The following is a 16,182-nucleotide window of genomic DNA, read 5'->3' as shown; positions in this document are numbered from 1 at the left end:
CATGGACCTCGCCGCGTTCCGCGCGTTGGAGCCGCTGTGCTGGCGGGCCCCGAGCGCGCACAACACCCAACCGTGGCGGCTGCGCTACGAACGCTGGGCGATCACGGTCGGCTGGGATCCGACCGACGCGCTGCCGGCCGGCGACCCGACCGGTCGGGATCTGCGGCTGTCGCTCGGCGCGTTCGTGGAGACCTGCCTGATCGTTGCCGCCGACGCCGGCCTGCGGCTGGACTTCGTGGCCGACCACGACGAGTCCGCGCATCGGGTGGGCCGGCTGCGTCCGGCGCGGCAGCCGTACCGGACGCCGTTCCGCACCGCTGACGTGTGCGCGCGGCGTACCCACCGGGGCCGGTTCGCCGACGGCCCGGACGCCGCCGTGCTCGCCGCCGCCGACGACGCCGCCCGGTGGGCCGGCGGCGCGGTCCGGGTGGTGCCGGCGGCGGCCGGGCGTCTCGGCGCGTTGCTGCGCGCCGCCGACCGGCAGGTGTACGCGGACCCGGCGGTCGTGGCCGAGTTGCGCCGTTGGCTGCGGCTGGACCGGGCCCGACCGGACTACCGGGCCGACGGGCTCAGCGACCGCTGCCTGGGGCTGTCCCGGCCGGCCGCCGCCGGGTTGCGGACGGCGCTCGCCGCGTATTCGGTGCTGCGTCCGTTCGGGTTGCCGCGCCTGCTGGCCGCCGGCGACGACCCGCTCGCGCGCGGCGGCACGGTGCTGGCGCTTGTCGCGCCGCCCGACCTGGACGCGGCCGGGCAGGTGGAGTTCGGACGGGTGCTGATGCGGGTCTGGCTGACGCTGCACGCGGCCGGCCTGGCGGCGCATCCGCTGAGCCAACTCGTCGACGTGGCCGCCACCCGCGACGCGCTGGGCGCGCTGCTGGACGTGGCGCCGGAGCGGATCGTGCACGTGACCCGGGTGGGCCGGCCGGTGGCCGCGGCGGCCCGCTCGGCCCGCCGGGTCGACCGGGTCGGCGGGCGGCCCGGTTCGAAGTTTAGCGATAACATTCCGGACTCTCGATGTCGGGAACGCACGCTCCACGGCTGACGGGTGCTCGCCAGGAACTTTCGCGAAACCTGATCGTCACATCTTGACGTGGCCAGATCCATCCATGAGAGTCCATATAGGCGAATGCGGCAGGCGAACGGGAGCCCGGGTGCCGGCAGGCGTCACGGCATGTGGTGCGCGGGTGCATGGGCAGCGCCTGTTAACGCTAACAGAAGGGTTCCGCAACGTGCCCATCAGTCGAAGAGCACTCATCAAGGCCGCCGCCGCGTCCGGCGCGCTCACCGCCGCGTCGGTGGCCGGTCTGCCCGGCGTCGCCTGGGCGGCGAACACCGCGTACGCGATGGCGTACTTCACCGAGACGCCCAACGGTCAGGGCGCGGACTACGGCCTGCACCTGGCGGTGAGCCGGGACGGCCTCAACTGGACGCCGCTGAACCAGAACAACCCGGTGGTCACCCCGACCCAGGGGCAGCTCGGCCTGCGGGACCCGTTCGTGCTCCGCAAGCGGGACGGCACGTTCGTTGTCCTGGCCACCGACCTCAAGGGCACCGACTTCGGCCAGCACAGCCAGTACCTGCACGTGTGGGACTCGACGAACCTGACGAACCTCACCGGTTACCGCCGGATCCGCATGCACACGCTGCCCGACTCGCACACCTGGGCGCCGACTGCGTTCTGGGACGCCAACCGCGGCCAGTACGGCATCGTCTACTCCTGCAACAGCGGCGGCGACGTGCTGATGGTCAACTACACCAGTGACTTCGTCAGCGTCGGCCCGCAGCAGGTGTTCTTCAGCCCCGGCTTCGGCGTGCTCGACGGCGACATCGTCGTCGACGGCGGCACCACCTACCTCTACTACAAGAACCTGTCCACCGGCCTGCTCCACGGCGCCCGCTCCTCGACCGGCGCGCCGAACAGCTTCACCACCTACACCAGCGGGCTGCGGCAGGGCAACGGGATCGAGGCGCCGCTGCTGGTGCGGAACAACGACGGCAGCGGCTGGCGGCTGTGGGGCGACTCGTACAGCCCGGTCAACAACGACTACTACATGTGGTCCACCCCGGCCATCGGCGGCAACTCGTGGACCCCGCTCAACCAGCGTGACTACACCCCGCCGCTGAACGCCAAGCACGGCTCCGTCGTCGGGATCAGCGACGCCGAGTACAACGGCCTGGTCTCCCGGTGGGGCACCCCGAACTGGGTACGGCTCAAGTCGTCGAACCTCCCGGACTACGTCGTCCGGCACCGCGACTACGTCGGCCGCATCGACCCGTACCCGTTCGATCCCTACCAGGACCAGATGTGGCGGATGGTGGCCGGACTGGCCGACTCCGCCGGGGTCTCGTTCGAGGCGGTGAACCGGCCGGGCATGTTCCTGCGGCACTACAGCTACGCGCTCCGCCTCGACACGAACGACGGGACGTCGACCTTCCGCGCCGACGCCACCTTCCACCGGACGGCGGGCCTCGCGGACGGCGCGTGGACGTCGTTCCGCTCCCACAACTTCCCGGACCGCTACCTGCGGCACGCCAACTATCTCCTGCGGATCGACCCGCTCAGCTCCGGTTCGAGCCTGAGCGACAGGCAGGACGCCACCTTCCGCATCACGCCGTGAGGAGTCAGCCGATGTCGAAGACGCCGCCCCTGACCTGCGCCCGCCTCTGATTCGCCCGGCTTGGAGAGCATCATGTCCGACATGACCCGAAGGAACATCCTCAAGGCCGGCGCGGCCGGGGCCGGCGCCGCCCTGGTGCCGGCCGCCTGGACCGCGACCGCCCGCGCCGGATCGGCCGCGCCACCGCAGGTGCTGGCCGCGAACGACCTGGCGCTGTGGTACGACGAAGGAGCCGGCACCGACTGGCTCCGCGCGCTGCCGATCGGCAACGGACGGCTCGGCGCGATGGTGTTCGGCAACGTCGACACCGAACGGCTCCAGCTCAACGAGGACACCGTCTGGGCCGGCGGCCCGTACGACTCGGCGAACACCCGGGGCGCGGCCAACCTCGCCGAGATCCGGCGGCGGGTCTTCGCCGACCAGTGGACGTCGGCGCAGGACCTGATCAACCAGACCATGATGGGCAACCCGGGTGGCCAGCTCGCCTACCAGACGGTGGGCAACCTCCGGCTCGCCTTCGGCTCCGCCAGCGGGGCGAGCCAGTACAACCGGACCCTCGACCTGACCACCGCCACGGTCACCACCACCTACGTGCTCAACGGGGTACGCCACCAGCGGGAGGTGTTCGCCAGCGCCCCCGACCAGGTGATCGTGGTCCGGCTGACCGCCGACCGGGCCAACTCGATCACGTTCTCCGCCACCTTCGACAGCCCACAACGGACCACCGCGTCGAGCCCGGACGCGTCCACCATCGGGCTCGACGGCATCTCCGCCAGCCAGGAGGGAGTCACCGGCTCGGTGCGGTTCCTGGCCCTAGCCAACGCCGCCGCGACCGGCGGCACGGTCAGCAGCTCCGGCGGCACGCTGCGGGTGTCCGGGGCGACGAGCGTGACCATCCTGATCTCGATCGGCTCCAGCTACGTCAACTACCGCACCGTGAACGGGGACTACCAGGGCATCGCCCGCAACCGGCTCAACGCCGCCAAGAGCGTCGCGATCGACCAGCTGCGCAGCCGCCACGTCGCCGACTACCAGGCGCTGTTCAACCGGGTGAGCCTCGACCTGGGCCGGACGGCCGCGGCCGACCAGCCCACCGACGTCCGGATCGCGCAGCACGCGAACGCCAACGACCCGCAGTTCGCCGCGCTGCTGTTCCAGTTCGGGCGCTACCTGTTGATCTCCTCCTCGCGGCCGGGCACCCAGCCGGCGAACCTCCAGGGCATCTGGAACGACTCGCTGACCCCGTCCTGGGACTCGAAGTACACGATCAACGCCAACCTGCCGATGAATTACTGGCCGGCCGACACGACGAACCTCTCCGAGTGCTTCCTGCCGGTCTTCGACCTGGTCAAGGATCTGACGGTGACCGGCGCGCGGGTGGCCCAGGCGCAGTACGGCGCCGGCGGCTGGGTCGCCCACCACAACACCGACGCGTGGCGGGGCGCCTCGGTGGTCGACGGGGCGCTGTGGGGCATGTGGCAGACCGGTGGCGCCTGGCTGAGCACGCTCATCTGGGATCATTACCAGTTCACCGGCGACCTCGGCTTCCTCCAGACCAACTACCCGGCCCTGAAGGGCGCCGCCCAGTTCTTCCTCGACACCCTGGTCGTCCACCCGACGCTCAACTACCTGGTGACGAACCCGTCGAACTCGCCGGAGCTGCCGCACCACTCGAACGCCAGCGTCTGCGCGGGGCCCACCATGGACAACCAGATCCTGCGCGACCTGTTCGACGCCGCCGCCCGGGCCAGCGAGGTGCTCGGCGTCGACACCACCTTCCGCTCCCAGGTGCGCACCGCCCGGGACCGGCTGCCCCCGAGCAAGGTCGGCTCCCGCGGCAATGTGCAGGAGTGGCTCGCCGACTGGGTGGAGACCGAACGGACCCACCGGCACGTCTCCCACCTGTACGGCCTGCACCCCAGCAACCAGATCACCAAGCGGGGCACGCCGGCGCTCCACGAGGCCGCCCGTAAGACCCTGGAGCTGCGCGGCGACGACGGCACCGGCTGGTCCCTCGCGTGGAAGATCAACTTTTGGGCCCGGCTGGAGGACGGCGCCCGTGCCCACAAGCTCTTCCGTGACCTGGTACGCACCGACCGACTCGCGCCGAACATGTTCGACCTGCACCCGCCGTTCCAGATCGACGGCAACTTCGGCGCCACCTCCGGCATCGCCGAGATGCTGCTGCACAGCCACACCGGCGAGCTGAACGTGTTGCCGGCGCTGCCGAGCGCGTGGTCCACCGGGCAGGTCGCGGGCCTGCGGGGGCGCGGCGGCTACACCGTCGCAATCTCCTGGAGCAACGGCCAGGTCGACGAGATCGGCATCCGCGCCGACCGGGACGGCACGCTGCGGGTGCGGTCCCGGCTGTTCACCGGCGGCTTCACCATCGCCGACGCCAGCGACGGCAGCACGCCGGCCACCACCCGACCGGAGACGGACGTGGTCCAGTTCAGCGTCCGCGCCGGTCACACCTACCGGGCGGCCCGTCCCGGTGTGACTCCGTCGCCGACCCTGACCGCCTCACCCACCCCCACCACGACACCGACCAGCACCTCGCCGACCCCGACGCCGACCACCAGCTCGCCCGCGCCGTCCGGCGCACGGGCGACGTACGCGGTGACGGGCTCGTGGTCGGGCGGCTTCCAGGGCGAGGTCACGGTGACCGCCGGCGCGACCGCGATCCGCGGCTGGACGGTGTCCTGGACGTTCCCCAACGGGCAGGTCATCAACCAGATCTGGAGCGGCACGCACACCCAGAACGGCGCGAACGTGACGGTGCGCAACGCCGACTACAACGGCGCGCTGGCGGCCGGCGCCTCCACCACCTTCGGCTTCATCGGTTCGGTGAACGGCACCAACAACCCGCCGACGAACCTCACCTGCACCACCACCTGAGCAGGGTGGGACGCGCCCCGGCCTGGTGGGGTGCGTCCCACCCGATCCCTTCCGCGCGCCGTGACCGGCGGGACCACGCCGCGACCGGTTCCTGGGTGGACGCCGGTCAGGCCAGGAGCGTCTCGCGCAGCCGCGCGCCCAGGTTGATCCGGCCGACCACCCGGGGACCGGCCGGGTCGTAGACGTCGATGCGGTGGTTGCGGCGCATCAACTCGCGCACCGCCGGCGGCAGCCGGGGCGGGTCGTCCATGGCCGCGAGCACCTGCGCGGCGGTCACGGTCAACCGCTCCACCAGGGTGGCGCCGTCGGTGTCCACCCGCACCCGGCCGAACTCCCAGCCGGCGGTGGTGAGGTCGAGCACCTCGAACAGGCGTGCCACGAACGGCTGCGGATCGGTCACCCGGTCGAGGCGTTTCGCCCGGTCACCGATCACCGAGACGGCGGCGGTCACCTGCGCGTACGGGTGCAGCCCGCTGGGCAGCGCGCCGAGCGGCCAGCGCAGCGCCGGGCCGGCCTCCTTCCACAGGGGCCGGTAGTTGCGGCGGTGCACCAGCAGCCGTCGGCCGGTGCGCCGGAACACCTCCTGGGCCTGGGACTGGAGGTCGGCGTGGGCCTCGTCGGCGGCCTCGCAGACGATCCCGGCGGCCACCACCAGGCCGTCGTCGTCGGAGAGCAGGTGGCTGATCGCGTCGACCTGCTCGGGGAACCGGATCCGGGCGTGCGCGCCGTAGGAACGCTGGACGTCCCGCAGGAGCGCCTGCTGGCGCCCCGGGTCCAGGTCGACTCCGCCTTCGCCACCCAGCAACCGCCGGAGCCAACCCATCGTGCCTCGCTTCCGTCGGGCGTCTGCGGACCGGGCAATGCTAGTGCGTCGGCGGGTGCTCGTATGGTGACGGGGTGGCTGAGCGATCCCTGACCCTGATGGCGGTGCACGCGCACCCCGACGACGAAGCGACGAGCACCGGCGGCGTCCTCGCCCGCTATGCGGCGGAGGGCGTCACGACCGTGCTCGTGACGTGCACCGACGGCCGGTGCGGCGACGGTCCCGGCGGCGTCAAGCCGGGCGAGGACGGGCACGACCCGCAGTCCGTGGTGGAGATGCGCCGGGCGGAGCTGGCGGCCAGTTGCGAGGCGTTGAAGGTGACCCATCTGGAGACCCTCGACTACGCCGACTCCGGGATGATGGGCTGGGCGACGAACGACGCTCCCGGCGCGTTCTGGAACACGCCGGTGACGGAGGCGGCCGACCGGTTGGCCGAGCTGATCCGGCGTTACCGCCCCGACGTGGTCGTCACCTACGATGAGAACGGCTTCTACGGCCACCCGGACCACATTCAGGCGCACCGCATCACGATGGCCGCGGTGGAGCGCACCGGCATCCCGGCGAAGGTCTACTGGACCACGGTGCCACGCAGCGCGTTCCAGGAGTTCGGCAAGGTCATGCAGGAGATCGGGGTGGAGTTCCCCGAGCCGGACGCGACCGACGAGATGCCGGCGCTGGGCCTGCCCGACGAGGAGATCACCACCTGGGTGGACACCCGTGGTCACGGCGGGCAGAAGTTCGCCTCCCTCGCCGCGCACGCCAGCCAGGCGGAGAACATCTTCTTCCTGCGGCTGGGGCAGGAGCGGTTCACCGAGCTGATGGGGTTGGAGACGTTCGTCCGGGTCCACGACACCACGGGCGCGCCGACGCCCGAGGACGACCTGTTCGCCGGGCTGCGCTGAGGTCACGGCCGGTCAACCCGCGACGGTCTGGGCGGCCAGGTGGTCCAGCACGGCACGCACGTCCCCGCCGGTGCCGGCCATGATCCGCCGTTGCCGGGTGGCCCCGGTGCCGTCGCGGCGCAGCCGGTCCGCCTCGCGCCGGACCAGGTCCAGGTCCCCGTGCCGCCGTAACGCGGGCACGAGGGCGGCCAGCAGGTCGTCGACGAGGTCCCAGGCCGGTCGGGGCCGGCCGGTGCGCAGGTCCACGAGGTCGCCGTCGACGCCGTCGTGGGCGGCCCGCCAGTGCGCGGCGGCGACCAGGCAGTCGCGGATCCGGGGGGCGGGGCGCCCGGCGCGCACCTCGTCGACCGCGGTGGCGACCAGGGCCCGGACCAGCCCGGCGACGAGCACGGTGTCGTCGACGGTGGGGCAGACGTCGCCGACCCGCACCTCCACGGTGGGGTAGGACGCCGACGGCCGGGCATACCAGTAGACCATCGCGGCGTCGAGCATGATCCCGGTGGCGATCAGGTCCCGCACGGTGGCGTCGTAGTCGGCGGCGGAGTCGAAGTGCGGCGTGGGGCCGATGCTCGGCCAGCGTTCCAACTGCATCGAACGCCAGCTCGCGTGCCCGGTGTCGCGCCTGTCGTGCAGCGGCGAGTTCGTGGTGAGCGCCTGCACCACCGGCAGCCACGGGCGCAGGTGGTTGCAGACCTGCACGGCGAGCTCCCGGTCGGGCACGCCGACGTGGACGTGGCAGCCGCAGACCGCCGGGTCGTGCGCCACCGGGCCGAACCGGCGGGACATGTCGTGGTAGCGCGGTTCGTCGGGCACGGTGCGGTGCGCCTCGCGGACCGGGGTGGCGCCGACCGCCACCAGGCGCGCCCCGACGGCGTCGGCCGCGCGGGCGGCGGCACGGCGCAACGCGACGAGGTGCTCGCGCAGCGCCGCCAGGTCGGGGCTGACCGGCGTCACCATTTCCACCATGCTGTGCCGGAACTCCTGCCGGCTCTGCTCGCGGGCGGTCCCGGAGAGCGCCTCGCGGACCCGGTCGGCGACCGGCATGCTCTCGCCGGTCGTCGGGTCCAGGAGCAGGAACTCCTCCTCGACCCCGAGGGTGAGGGCGGCGGTGGCCGCCGGGTCGCCCGCGGGTCGCGGCCGCACCGACGTCCGAGGTCCGTCGTGGTGAGGCTGCGTCATGTCTCGACGGTACGAGGCCGGCGGCCCCCCGGATGCCGTTTCCACCGACCACCGCCCCCGCGCACGGTCGGCACGCGGGGGCGGTGACGAGCGGGGTACGACGTCAGCAGTCGTAGTACATGGCGAACTCGTGCGGGGTCGGGCGCAGGCGTACCGGGTCGACCTCGTTGGCGGTCTTCCAGTCGATCCAGGTGGAGATCAGGTCGTCGGTGAACACGCCGCCGTCGAGCAGGTAGTCGTGGTCCCGGGCGAGCGCCTCCAGCGCGTGCGGGAGGGAACCGGGGACCTGCTTGACGTCGCCCCACTCCTCCGGGGGCAGGTCGTAGAGGTCCTTGTCGATCGGGGCCGGGGGCTCGATCTTGCTCTTGATGCCGTCGAGGCCGGCCATCATCATCGCGGAGAAGGCGAGGTAGACGTTGGCCGACGGGTCCGGGACGCGGAACTCGACGCGCTTGGCCTTGGGGTTGCTGCCGGTGACCGGGATGCGGGTGCAGGCGGAGCGGTTGCGCTGGGAGTAGACCAGGTTGACCGGCGCCTCGTACCCGGGGACGAGCCGGCGGTAGGAGTTGATCGTGGGGTTGGTGAAGGCCAGCAGCGAGGGCGCGTGGTGCAGCAGGCCGCCGATGTACCAGCGGGCGGTGTCGGACAGGCCGGCGTAGCCGGTCTCGTCGTAGAACAGCGGCTGACCGCCCCGCCAAAGGCTCTGGTGGGTGTGCATGCCGGAGCCGTTGTCACCGAACAGCGGCTTCGGCATGAACGTGGCCGTCTTGCCGTTCGCCCACGCCTCGTTCTTGATCAGATATTTGAAGAGCTGGAGCTCGTCGGCGGCGTGCAGCAGCGTGGAGAACCTGTAGTTGATCTCGGATTGGCCGCCGGTGCCCACCTCGTGGTGCGAGCGCTCGACCGTGAAACCGGCGTCCACCAGACGGCGGACCATGCTGTCGCGCAGGTCGGCGTAGTGGTCCACCGGCGGGACCGGGAAGTAGCCGCCCTTGTAGCCGGTCTTGTAGCCCCGGTTGCCACCGTCCTCGACCCGGCCGGTGTTCCAGGCGCCCTCGATCGAGTCGATGTAGTAGAACGACTGGTGCGCCGACGTCTCGTGGCGGATCGAGTCGAAGATGTAGAACTCCGCCTCCGCCCCGAAGTAGGCGGTGTCCGCGATGCCGCTGGCGGCGAGGTACGCCTCGGCCTTCTTCGCCACGTTGCGGGGGTCGCGCGAGTACGCCTCGCGGGTGAACGGGTCGTGGACGAAGAAGTTCAGCGCGACGGTCTTCTGCGCCCGGAACGGGTCCACGAACGCGGTCGTCACGTCGGGCAGCAGGAGCATGTCCGACTCGTGGATCGACTGGAAGCCGCGGATCGACGAGCCGTCGAACGCGAGGCCGTCGGTGAAGACGCTGTCGTCGAAGGACTCGACCGGCAGGTTGAAGTGCTGCATCACGCCGGGCAGGTCACAGAAACGTACGTCGACGAACTTCACGTCCTCGTTGCTGAGGTATCGCAGGAGTTCCTCGGGATTGGCGAACACACGTCCTCCTGGCAGGCGTTGTTGATCATGGCCACGTCCCGTGGCCGGACCGCCCGGGGACATGGCCCGTACGATCACCGTACGACGGCGTACCCGTCCCGGCTCGCCAACCGCCCATCAAGGGTTTCCTTGGTCACATGCCGGGTAGTCGCCGACATGTGCGGGATCAGCGGTGAGGCCCGCTTCGACGGGGCCACCCCCGACAGCGGCGCGGTGGCCCGGATGACCACGGCCATGCGCTCGCGCGGCCCGGACGGCGAGGGCCGGTGGAGCGACGACTGGGTGATGCTCGGGCACCGCCGGCTGACCGTCATCGACCTGTCCGAGACCGGTGCCCAGCCCATGGTCCGCGACGACCTCGGCCTCGCCCTGGTCTTCAACGGTTGCGTCTACAACTATCCGGAGCTGCGCGACGAGCTGCGGGCGGCCGGGCACACGTTCCGATCGACGAGTGACACCGAGGTCGTCCTGGTCGCGTACGCCCAGTGGGGTGAACGGTTCGTCGACCACCTGGTCGGCATGTTCGCCGTCGCGCTCGTGGACCGACGGCGACGCCGGCTCGTGCTGGCCCGCGACCGGCTCGGCGTCAAGCCGCTCTACCTCGCCGAGTCACCCGGCCGGCTGCGGTTCGCCTCCACCCTGCCGGCGCTGCTGGCCGCCGGCGACGTGGACACCGGCATCGACCCGGTCGCGCTGCACCACTACCTGTCCTGGCACTCGATCGTGCCGGCCCCGCGCACCATCCTGCGCGGCGTACGCAAGCTGCCCCCGGCCACCGTCCGGGTGGTGGAGGCCGACGGCCGCGCCCGCGAGCACGTCTACTGGCGGCCCGACTACCGGCGCGACCCGGCCCACGACGGGATGGACGCCCGCGACTGGCGGGCCGCGATCGGGGGCGCGCTGCGCACCGCGGTACGGCGGCGGCTGGTCGCCGACGTGCCGGTCGGGGTGCTGCTCTCCGGCGGCCTCGACTCCAGCATGATCGTGGCGTTGCTCGACGGCGCCGGGCAGCACCACCTCCAGACGTTCAGCATCGGCTTCGACAGCCGCGGCGACGAGGCCGGCGACGAGTTCCACTACTCCGACCTGGTCGCCCGCGCCTTCGACACCGACCACCACCGCATCCGCCTCGCCGACGGCGACCTCGGCCCCGCCGTCCGGGCCACCGTGACGGCGATGACCGAACCGATGGGCAGCCACGACGTGGTGGCGTTCCACCTGCTCTCCGAGCAGGTGGCCCGGCACGTGAAGGTGGCCCAGTCCGGCCAGGGCGCCGACGAGGTCTTCGCCGGCTACGGCTACCACCACCGACTCGCCGAGGCGGCCCGGCCGGACGCCGCCGCCGAGTTCACCGCCGCGTTCTTCGACCGCGACCACGCCGGGCTGAACCGGGTGGTCGACCCGGCGTACGCCTGCGACGCCGACGTCAGCGGCGAGCTGGTCGCCGCGGAGCTGGCTGCGCCCGGCGCGCAGACCGCGGTGGACGCGGTGCTGCGCTTGGACACCCACCTGATGCTCCCCGACGACCCGGTCAAGCGGGTCGACAGCATGAGCATGGCCTGGGGGCTGGAGGTGCGGACGCCCTTCCTCGACCAGGACCTGGTGACGCTCGCCGCCGCCTGCCCACCGGAGCACAAGCTGGCCCAGGGCGGCAAGGGGGTGCTCAAGGAGGTGGCCCGCGAGGTGCTGCCGGCCGAGGTCATCGACCGGCCCAAGGGTTACTTCCCGGTGCCGGCGCTGCGCAACGTCGACGGTCCCGTGCGAGAGTTGGTGGTCGAGGCCCTCGGCGCGCCCGAGGCACGGCGGCGCGGCCTGTTCCGCCGGGCGTACGTCGACGAGCTGCTCGCCGAGCCGGACCGGGCGCAGGCCGCCGCCGGCAGCAACAAACTGTGGCAGCTGGGCCTGCTGGAGCTGTGGTTGCAGACCCACGGCGTCTGATCGGTGGGAGGAGCGCGGTGAGGTTCGTCATCGAGAGCGAGACCGACGGCCGGGTCGGGTTCACCGTGCTCGGCGGCGACGGCCAGGTGCTCGCCACCGGCCGGCCCTGCCCGGACAAGGGGTCGGCGCTGGCCGCCATCGGGGAGTTGATGCACGGGCTCGGTGACGCCTGCATCGAGGACCGCACCGAGGCCACGGCCCCACCGCCGGCCGCGCCCAGTGAGATCGGCGGCGGCGACATGTCGGCCATCGGCCGCTCCGGCATCCCACCGGTCTGAGCGCGGCCCGGCCCCGGCTCACTGCTCGTCGTCGACGACCTCGGTCCGGTCGTCGACGGTGGCGGTGACGTCGAGGTGCTCGTCCGGCTGCGGGGCCTCCGCCAGCGTGTGGTGCGGGTCGCCGTCGGGGGAGAACAGCACCCGGTCGGTCTTGCCGGTCTTCTCCTGCTCCTCTTCCGGCTCCGTCACGGCGTCCCCCTCCGGTCCCGGCCGCCTCCCTGCCCGGCTGCCCTCCTGCCCACGGTATGTGCCACCCGGAGGCAGGGTGCGCGTTTCCGTCTTCCGGCCGGTCACCGGCTCCCGGCGTAGGGGCGGCGGGTGAGCGTCGCGTGGGCCATCGTGGTCAGCGTGACGATGTCGAACACCGGCACGCCGAGCCGCGCCTGGATCCGGTGGGCGAACGGCACCAGGTCGGTGCATTCGATCACCAGCGCGCCCAGGTCGGGGTGGGCGCGGGCGAGCGCGTCCGCCCGGCCGTCCACCTCGGCGGCCAGCCGGTCGACGTCGAGCGCGTCGCGCCGCCCCTGGAGCATCACCTCGCGGAACTCGGGCTGCCCGGCCATCCCGGTGACCGCGACCGGCACGTCCGCCGCGCCGACCGCGGCCAGGTGCCGGGGGGTGAGCGCCGCCTCGTCGGCGACCAGCAGCCCCACGGTGCGCCCGACCATCAGGTGCACCATCGGCACCTGCACCAGGCTCGACGACCACAGCGGCACGTCCACCGCGGCGGCGAGTTCGGCCTGGAACAGCACCAGGAAGCCGCACGCGCCGGTGATGCCGGCCACCCCGGCGGCCTGAAGGTCGCGGGCCGCGGCGACGAACGGCTCCAGCAGCGTCGGGTCGGCCTCGCGTACCAGCCGCTGCGGGGTGGCGCCTTCGACCACCCGGTAACGCACCGGGAAGTCGAACGTCGCCGGGTTGCGGATGTGCCCGGGGATCTTGTCGAAGCTGGTGTCGAGGCAGAGCACCCCGATCTCCGGCCGGTCACTCACGAGATCCCCTTCCGGAAGCGGTCCAGGGCGAACGTCTCCAGGGGCACGGCCGGCTCGGCACCGGTCACGAGTTGGGCGAGCAGTTCCCCGCCGGCCGGGGCCAGGCCCATCCCGATGTGCCCGTGCCCGGTCGCCACGCTGACGTTTCCCCAACCGCCGGCCCGGCCGATCAGCGGCAGGCTGTCCGGGGTGCACGGGCGCAGTCCGCTCCACACGTCGAGCCGCCGGTCGGTCTCCAGCGCCGGCAGGTAGCGCCGGGCGGTGTGCAGGATCCCGTCCACCCGGCGCGGCGACACCGAGGCGTCCAGCCCGGACAGTTCCAGCGTGCCGCCGACGCGGACCCGGTCACCGAGCGGCATCACCGCGACCTTGCCCTCGCTGAGCAGCACCGGCCGGGTGGGCGTGCCCGGCCCGGCCGGCACGGTGACCGTGTAGCCCTTCGCCGGTTGCAGGGTCAGCCCGACGCCGAGCATCCGGGCGCACGCCGCCGACCACACCCCGGCGGCGATCACCACCTCGGTCGGGCGCAGGTCGCCCCGGCCGGTCCGGACCGCACGCACCCGCCGGCCGGTCACCTCGAAGTCGCGTACCTCGGCGCCGGTGAGGATCTCCACGCCGCGCGCCCGCAGCTCCTCGGCGAGGCCGACCAGGAACGCGGGGATGCGCAGCGCGGCGCCCTCCTCGTTGAACAGCGCGCCGGCCACGGCGAAGTCGACGCCCGGTTCCAACTCGGCCAGCTCCGCGGCGTCCAGCTCACGCAGCGGCACCCCACGCGCGGTCGCCGCCGGGATCGTCCGGCGCGCCTGCGCGTACCCCTGCTCGGTGTGGCAGGCCAGGATCATGCCGCGGGCGGTGAGCGTGCCGGTCAGCTCGCCCTCGGCGCAGATCTGGCGCAGCAGCGCCAGGCTGCGTTGCTTGAGCGCGAGCAGCGTCTCGAAGCCGGCGCGGGCGTGCCGTTCGGTGCAGTGCCGGCGGAAGTGCCACAACCAGGTCAGCAGCGCGCCGTCGAGGCGGGGCTTGACCGAGAACGGGCTCTCCGGGCTGAACAGCCAGCGGACGCCCTTCGTCGGCACCCCGGGCTCGGCCAGCGGCGCCGAGCCCTGGGTGCCGACGAAGCCGGTGTTCCCGGCCGAGCAGGCCGACGGGTCGCCGACCTCAACCCGGTCCACCACGGTCACGGTGAGGCCGGCGCGGCGCAGGAACCAGGCGCAGCACAGCCCGACCACGCCGGCGCCGATGACCAGCACGTCGGGGTCGCTGCGGGCCGGTGTCGTCATCGTCGCCGCCGGTCAGAGCGTGACGACGAAGAAGCAGGTGGGCAGGTTGACCACGACCCGCTCCCAGATCTCGGCGCGCAACGCCACTCCCGGTTCGGCGAACGTGCCCGGCGGTGGCTCGGCGAACCCGATCGTGGAGCGGCCGGCGTCGAACAGCAGCGCGCCGTGGCCGAAGTCGCCGACGATCGCGGTGCCCGGGTCGACCAGGCGGGTACGCACGATGAAGACGCCGTTCTCCTCCACGTCGCGCATCAGCGTGCCGTTGCCGAGCAGCCGGTAGTAGTCGGCCGGGTTGATGATCAGCCCGTCCGCGGTGCTGCCCATCTGCTCCACCTCGTTGCAGGCGGACAGGATGGTCGAGCCGAATGGCCCCGGTTCGGTGAGCCGGCCCAGGTCCGGCATGGCCAGCAGCCCGCCCTCGCCGCGCAGGATGGTGTGGTTCTCGGCGGTGGCCAGCCGCACCACCAGCCGGTAGTCGATGAACTGGGCGAAGCTGACCGGGTCCTCCCACAGCGTGTCCGGCACCTGCACCCACGCGGTGGTGGTGAGCAGCGGCGGGATGGGGGAGCGGTGGAAGTGGTTGGCGGCCTCCCGGCGCAGGTCCGCGCCGTCGACCGCCGGGTCGTCCGGCCGGGGTGGGCTCTCGTGCCAGTAGAAGTCCTGCGGATCCCGGGACAGGTCCACCACCTTCAGCACGTTCCGGGACGGGTAGCGCGGCTTGCGCCGGGAGCTGGTCAGCGAGTCGGTGACGGTGACGTCGTAGTCGACGCTGGTGTCGAAGCCGTCCTTGGCGAACGCCTCGACGAACAGTCCGCCCGGCGACATCTGGGTCTTCCGCGCGGCGACCACCTCGGCGATGGTCCGCTTCACGGTCTCCATGGGTTGTGGCATCTGCTGTCCCTTCCTCAGGCCGGCTTGCGGGCGACGAACATGCCCCAGCCGAACTCGCCCCGGTCGATGGCCGCCTGGATCTCGTCGCAGGATTCGGCGAAGCCGAGGATCCAGGTCCGCGCCGCCTCGTCCGCCGTCGTCTCCGCACGCTCCCGGGCGGTGCGGCCCAGCACCCGGTACGTCTGCCGGATGTGCGCGTCGAGGCTGCGGGCCACCACGTCCACGAACCCGGCCTCGGTCAACGCCCGGCGGTAGCCGTCGAGCGAGTAGCCGCCGTTCCAGCGCACCCGGTCGTAGACGTGCCGCCGGGCCGCCTCGCCGATCCGCTCGGTGGGCTGGAGGAAGTCGGAGACGGCAAGCACCCCGCCGGGGGCGAGCACCCGGAACATCTCGGCGTGGCTGCGTGGCTTCTCCGGCACCAGGAACAGCGCATCCTGGCTGACCACGTGCGTGAACGTGTCGTCGGCGTACGGCAGGGCGGTGGCCGAGCCGTGCCGGAACGACACGTCCAGCCCGGCGCCGCGCTCGGCGCGTCGCTGTTCGGCGAACCGGACCCGCTCGGTGCTCAGGTCCACCCCCTCGCCCCGGCACCCGGTGCGTCCGGCCAGCCGCAGCAGGAAGTTGCCGCAGCCGCAGCCGACGTCGAGCACGTGCGACGACGCGTCGATGCCGGCGTCCTCGGCGAGGATGTCCGAGGTCCGGTCGGCCGCCGCGTGGTAGTCGGCGTCGGCGTCGGCGGCGAAGTAGCCGGTGTGCAGCACGCCCTCGCTGTCCCAGAAGCTGAGGTACGTCCGCGTGGTCTGGTCGAAGAACTCGGAGACGTCGCGCTCGGTGAACTGGCTGGTCGTGGACATCGGA

General features: G+C 72.3%; 14 protein-coding genes. 6 read left to right on the top strand and 8 right to left on the bottom strand.

Going from position 1 to position 16,182, the window contains the following annotated elements:
• Nucleotide 1 precedes the first annotated feature (1 nt).
• From O7602_RS15970 to O7602_RS15960, 3 genes are all read left to right on the top strand, one after another.
• Complete coding sequence (locus O7602_RS15970; RefSeq protein WP_281583433.1) at nucleotides 2-1,042, top strand: nitroreductase; 1,041 nt, start codon at nucleotides 2-4, stop codon at nucleotides 1,040-1,042.
• Between the two features lie 187 nt (nucleotides 1,043-1,229).
• The gene (locus O7602_RS15965) at nucleotides 1,230-2,618 is read left to right on the top strand and encodes a glycoside hydrolase family 43 protein (protein WP_281583432.1); all 1,389 of its coding nucleotides are present in this window, start codon (nucleotides 1,230-1,232) and stop codon (nucleotides 2,616-2,618) included.
• A gap of 72 nt (nucleotides 2,619-2,690) precedes the next feature.
• Nucleotides 2,691-5,516: a glycoside hydrolase N-terminal domain-containing protein gene (locus tag O7602_RS15960; protein ID WP_281583431.1), complete on the top strand. Its 2,826-nt coding sequence runs from the start codon at nucleotides 2,691-2,693 to the stop codon at nucleotides 5,514-5,516.
• Between the two features lie 106 nt (nucleotides 5,517-5,622).
• On the opposite strand, the gene O7602_RS15955 is transcribed toward O7602_RS15960, so the two are convergent.
• Nucleotides 5,623-6,339: a hypothetical protein gene (locus O7602_RS15955; protein ID WP_281583430.1), complete on the bottom strand. Its 717-nt coding sequence runs from the start codon at nucleotides 6,337-6,339 to the stop codon at nucleotides 5,623-5,625.
• Nucleotides 6,340-6,413: 74 nt separating this feature from the next.
• On the opposite strand from O7602_RS15955, the gene O7602_RS15950 reads away from it, so the two are divergent.
• A complete protein-coding gene (locus O7602_RS15950; RefSeq protein WP_281583429.1) occupies nucleotides 6,414-7,241 on the top strand; it encodes a PIG-L family deacetylase in 828 nt (275 codons plus the stop codon).
• Between the two features lie 12 nt (nucleotides 7,242-7,253).
• On the opposite strand, the gene O7602_RS15945 is transcribed toward O7602_RS15950, so the two are convergent.
• Nucleotides 7,254-8,285 (bottom strand): glutamate--cysteine ligase, encoded by a 1,032-nt coding sequence (locus O7602_RS15945; RefSeq protein ID WP_281590334.1) that lies wholly within the window; start codon nucleotides 8,283-8,285, stop codon nucleotides 7,254-7,256.
• A 238-nt stretch (nucleotides 8,286-8,523) separates the two neighbouring features.
• The gene (glnA, locus tag O7602_RS15940; RefSeq protein ID WP_281583428.1) at nucleotides 8,524-9,948 is read right to left on the bottom strand and encodes a type I glutamate--ammonia ligase; all 1,425 of its coding nucleotides are present in this window, start codon (nucleotides 9,946-9,948) and stop codon (nucleotides 8,524-8,526) included.
• 156 nt (nucleotides 9,949-10,104) lie between these two features.
• Between glnA and O7602_RS15935 the strand changes: the two genes are divergently transcribed.
• Together O7602_RS15935 and O7602_RS15930 are read left to right on the top strand one after the other, a co-directional pair.
• On the top strand, nucleotides 10,105-11,886 hold the full coding sequence (locus O7602_RS15935; protein ID WP_281583427.1) for an N-acetylglutaminylglutamine amidotransferase: 1,782 nt from the start codon (nucleotides 10,105-10,107) through the stop codon (nucleotides 11,884-11,886).
• 17 nt (nucleotides 11,887-11,903) lie between these two features.
• Nucleotides 11,904-12,164, top strand: a complete 261-nt coding sequence (locus O7602_RS15930; protein WP_281583426.1) for a hypothetical protein — start codon at nucleotides 11,904-11,906, stop codon at nucleotides 12,162-12,164.
• Between the two features lie 18 nt (nucleotides 12,165-12,182).
• Here O7602_RS15930 and O7602_RS15925 read toward each other — a convergent pair whose 3' ends face one another.
• The 5 genes from O7602_RS15925 to O7602_RS15905 all read right to left on the bottom strand — a co-directional run bounded on the left by O7602_RS15925 (nucleotide 12,183) and on the right by O7602_RS15905 (nucleotide 16,178).
• Complete coding sequence (locus O7602_RS15925) at nucleotides 12,183-12,353, bottom strand: hypothetical protein (RefSeq protein WP_281583425.1); 171 nt, start codon at nucleotides 12,351-12,353, stop codon at nucleotides 12,183-12,185.
• Between the two features lie 101 nt (nucleotides 12,354-12,454).
• Complete coding sequence (locus tag O7602_RS15920) at nucleotides 12,455-13,156, bottom strand: aspartate/glutamate racemase family protein (RefSeq protein WP_281583424.1); 702 nt, start codon at nucleotides 13,154-13,156, stop codon at nucleotides 12,455-12,457.
• Nucleotides 13,153-14,433, bottom strand: coding sequence for an FAD-dependent oxidoreductase (locus tag O7602_RS15915; protein WP_281583423.1), 1,281 nt, complete (start codon nucleotides 14,431-14,433; stop codon nucleotides 13,153-13,155). The genes O7602_RS15920 and O7602_RS15915 overlap by 4 nt, the downstream gene beginning before the upstream one ends.
• A 12-nt stretch (nucleotides 14,434-14,445) precedes the next feature.
• Nucleotides 14,446-15,324, bottom strand: coding sequence for a family 3 encapsulin nanocompartment shell protein (locus tag O7602_RS15910; protein ID WP_281583422.1), 879 nt, complete (start codon nucleotides 15,322-15,324; stop codon nucleotides 14,446-14,448).
• 14 nt (nucleotides 15,325-15,338) lie between these two features.
• Entirely contained in the window at nucleotides 15,339-16,178 is an 840-nt protein-coding gene (locus tag O7602_RS15905; protein WP_281583421.1) for a class I SAM-dependent methyltransferase, read from the bottom strand.
• Between the last annotated feature and the right edge of the window lie 4 nt (nucleotides 16,179-16,182).

This window comes from Micromonospora sp. WMMD1128 (genome assembly GCF_027497235.1).
Lineage (GTDB): Bacteria > Actinomycetota > Actinomycetes > Mycobacteriales > Micromonosporaceae > Micromonospora.
The sequence above is the reverse complement of the archived record's forward strand: the minus strand, read 5'-3'. Positions and strand labels throughout refer to the sequence as shown.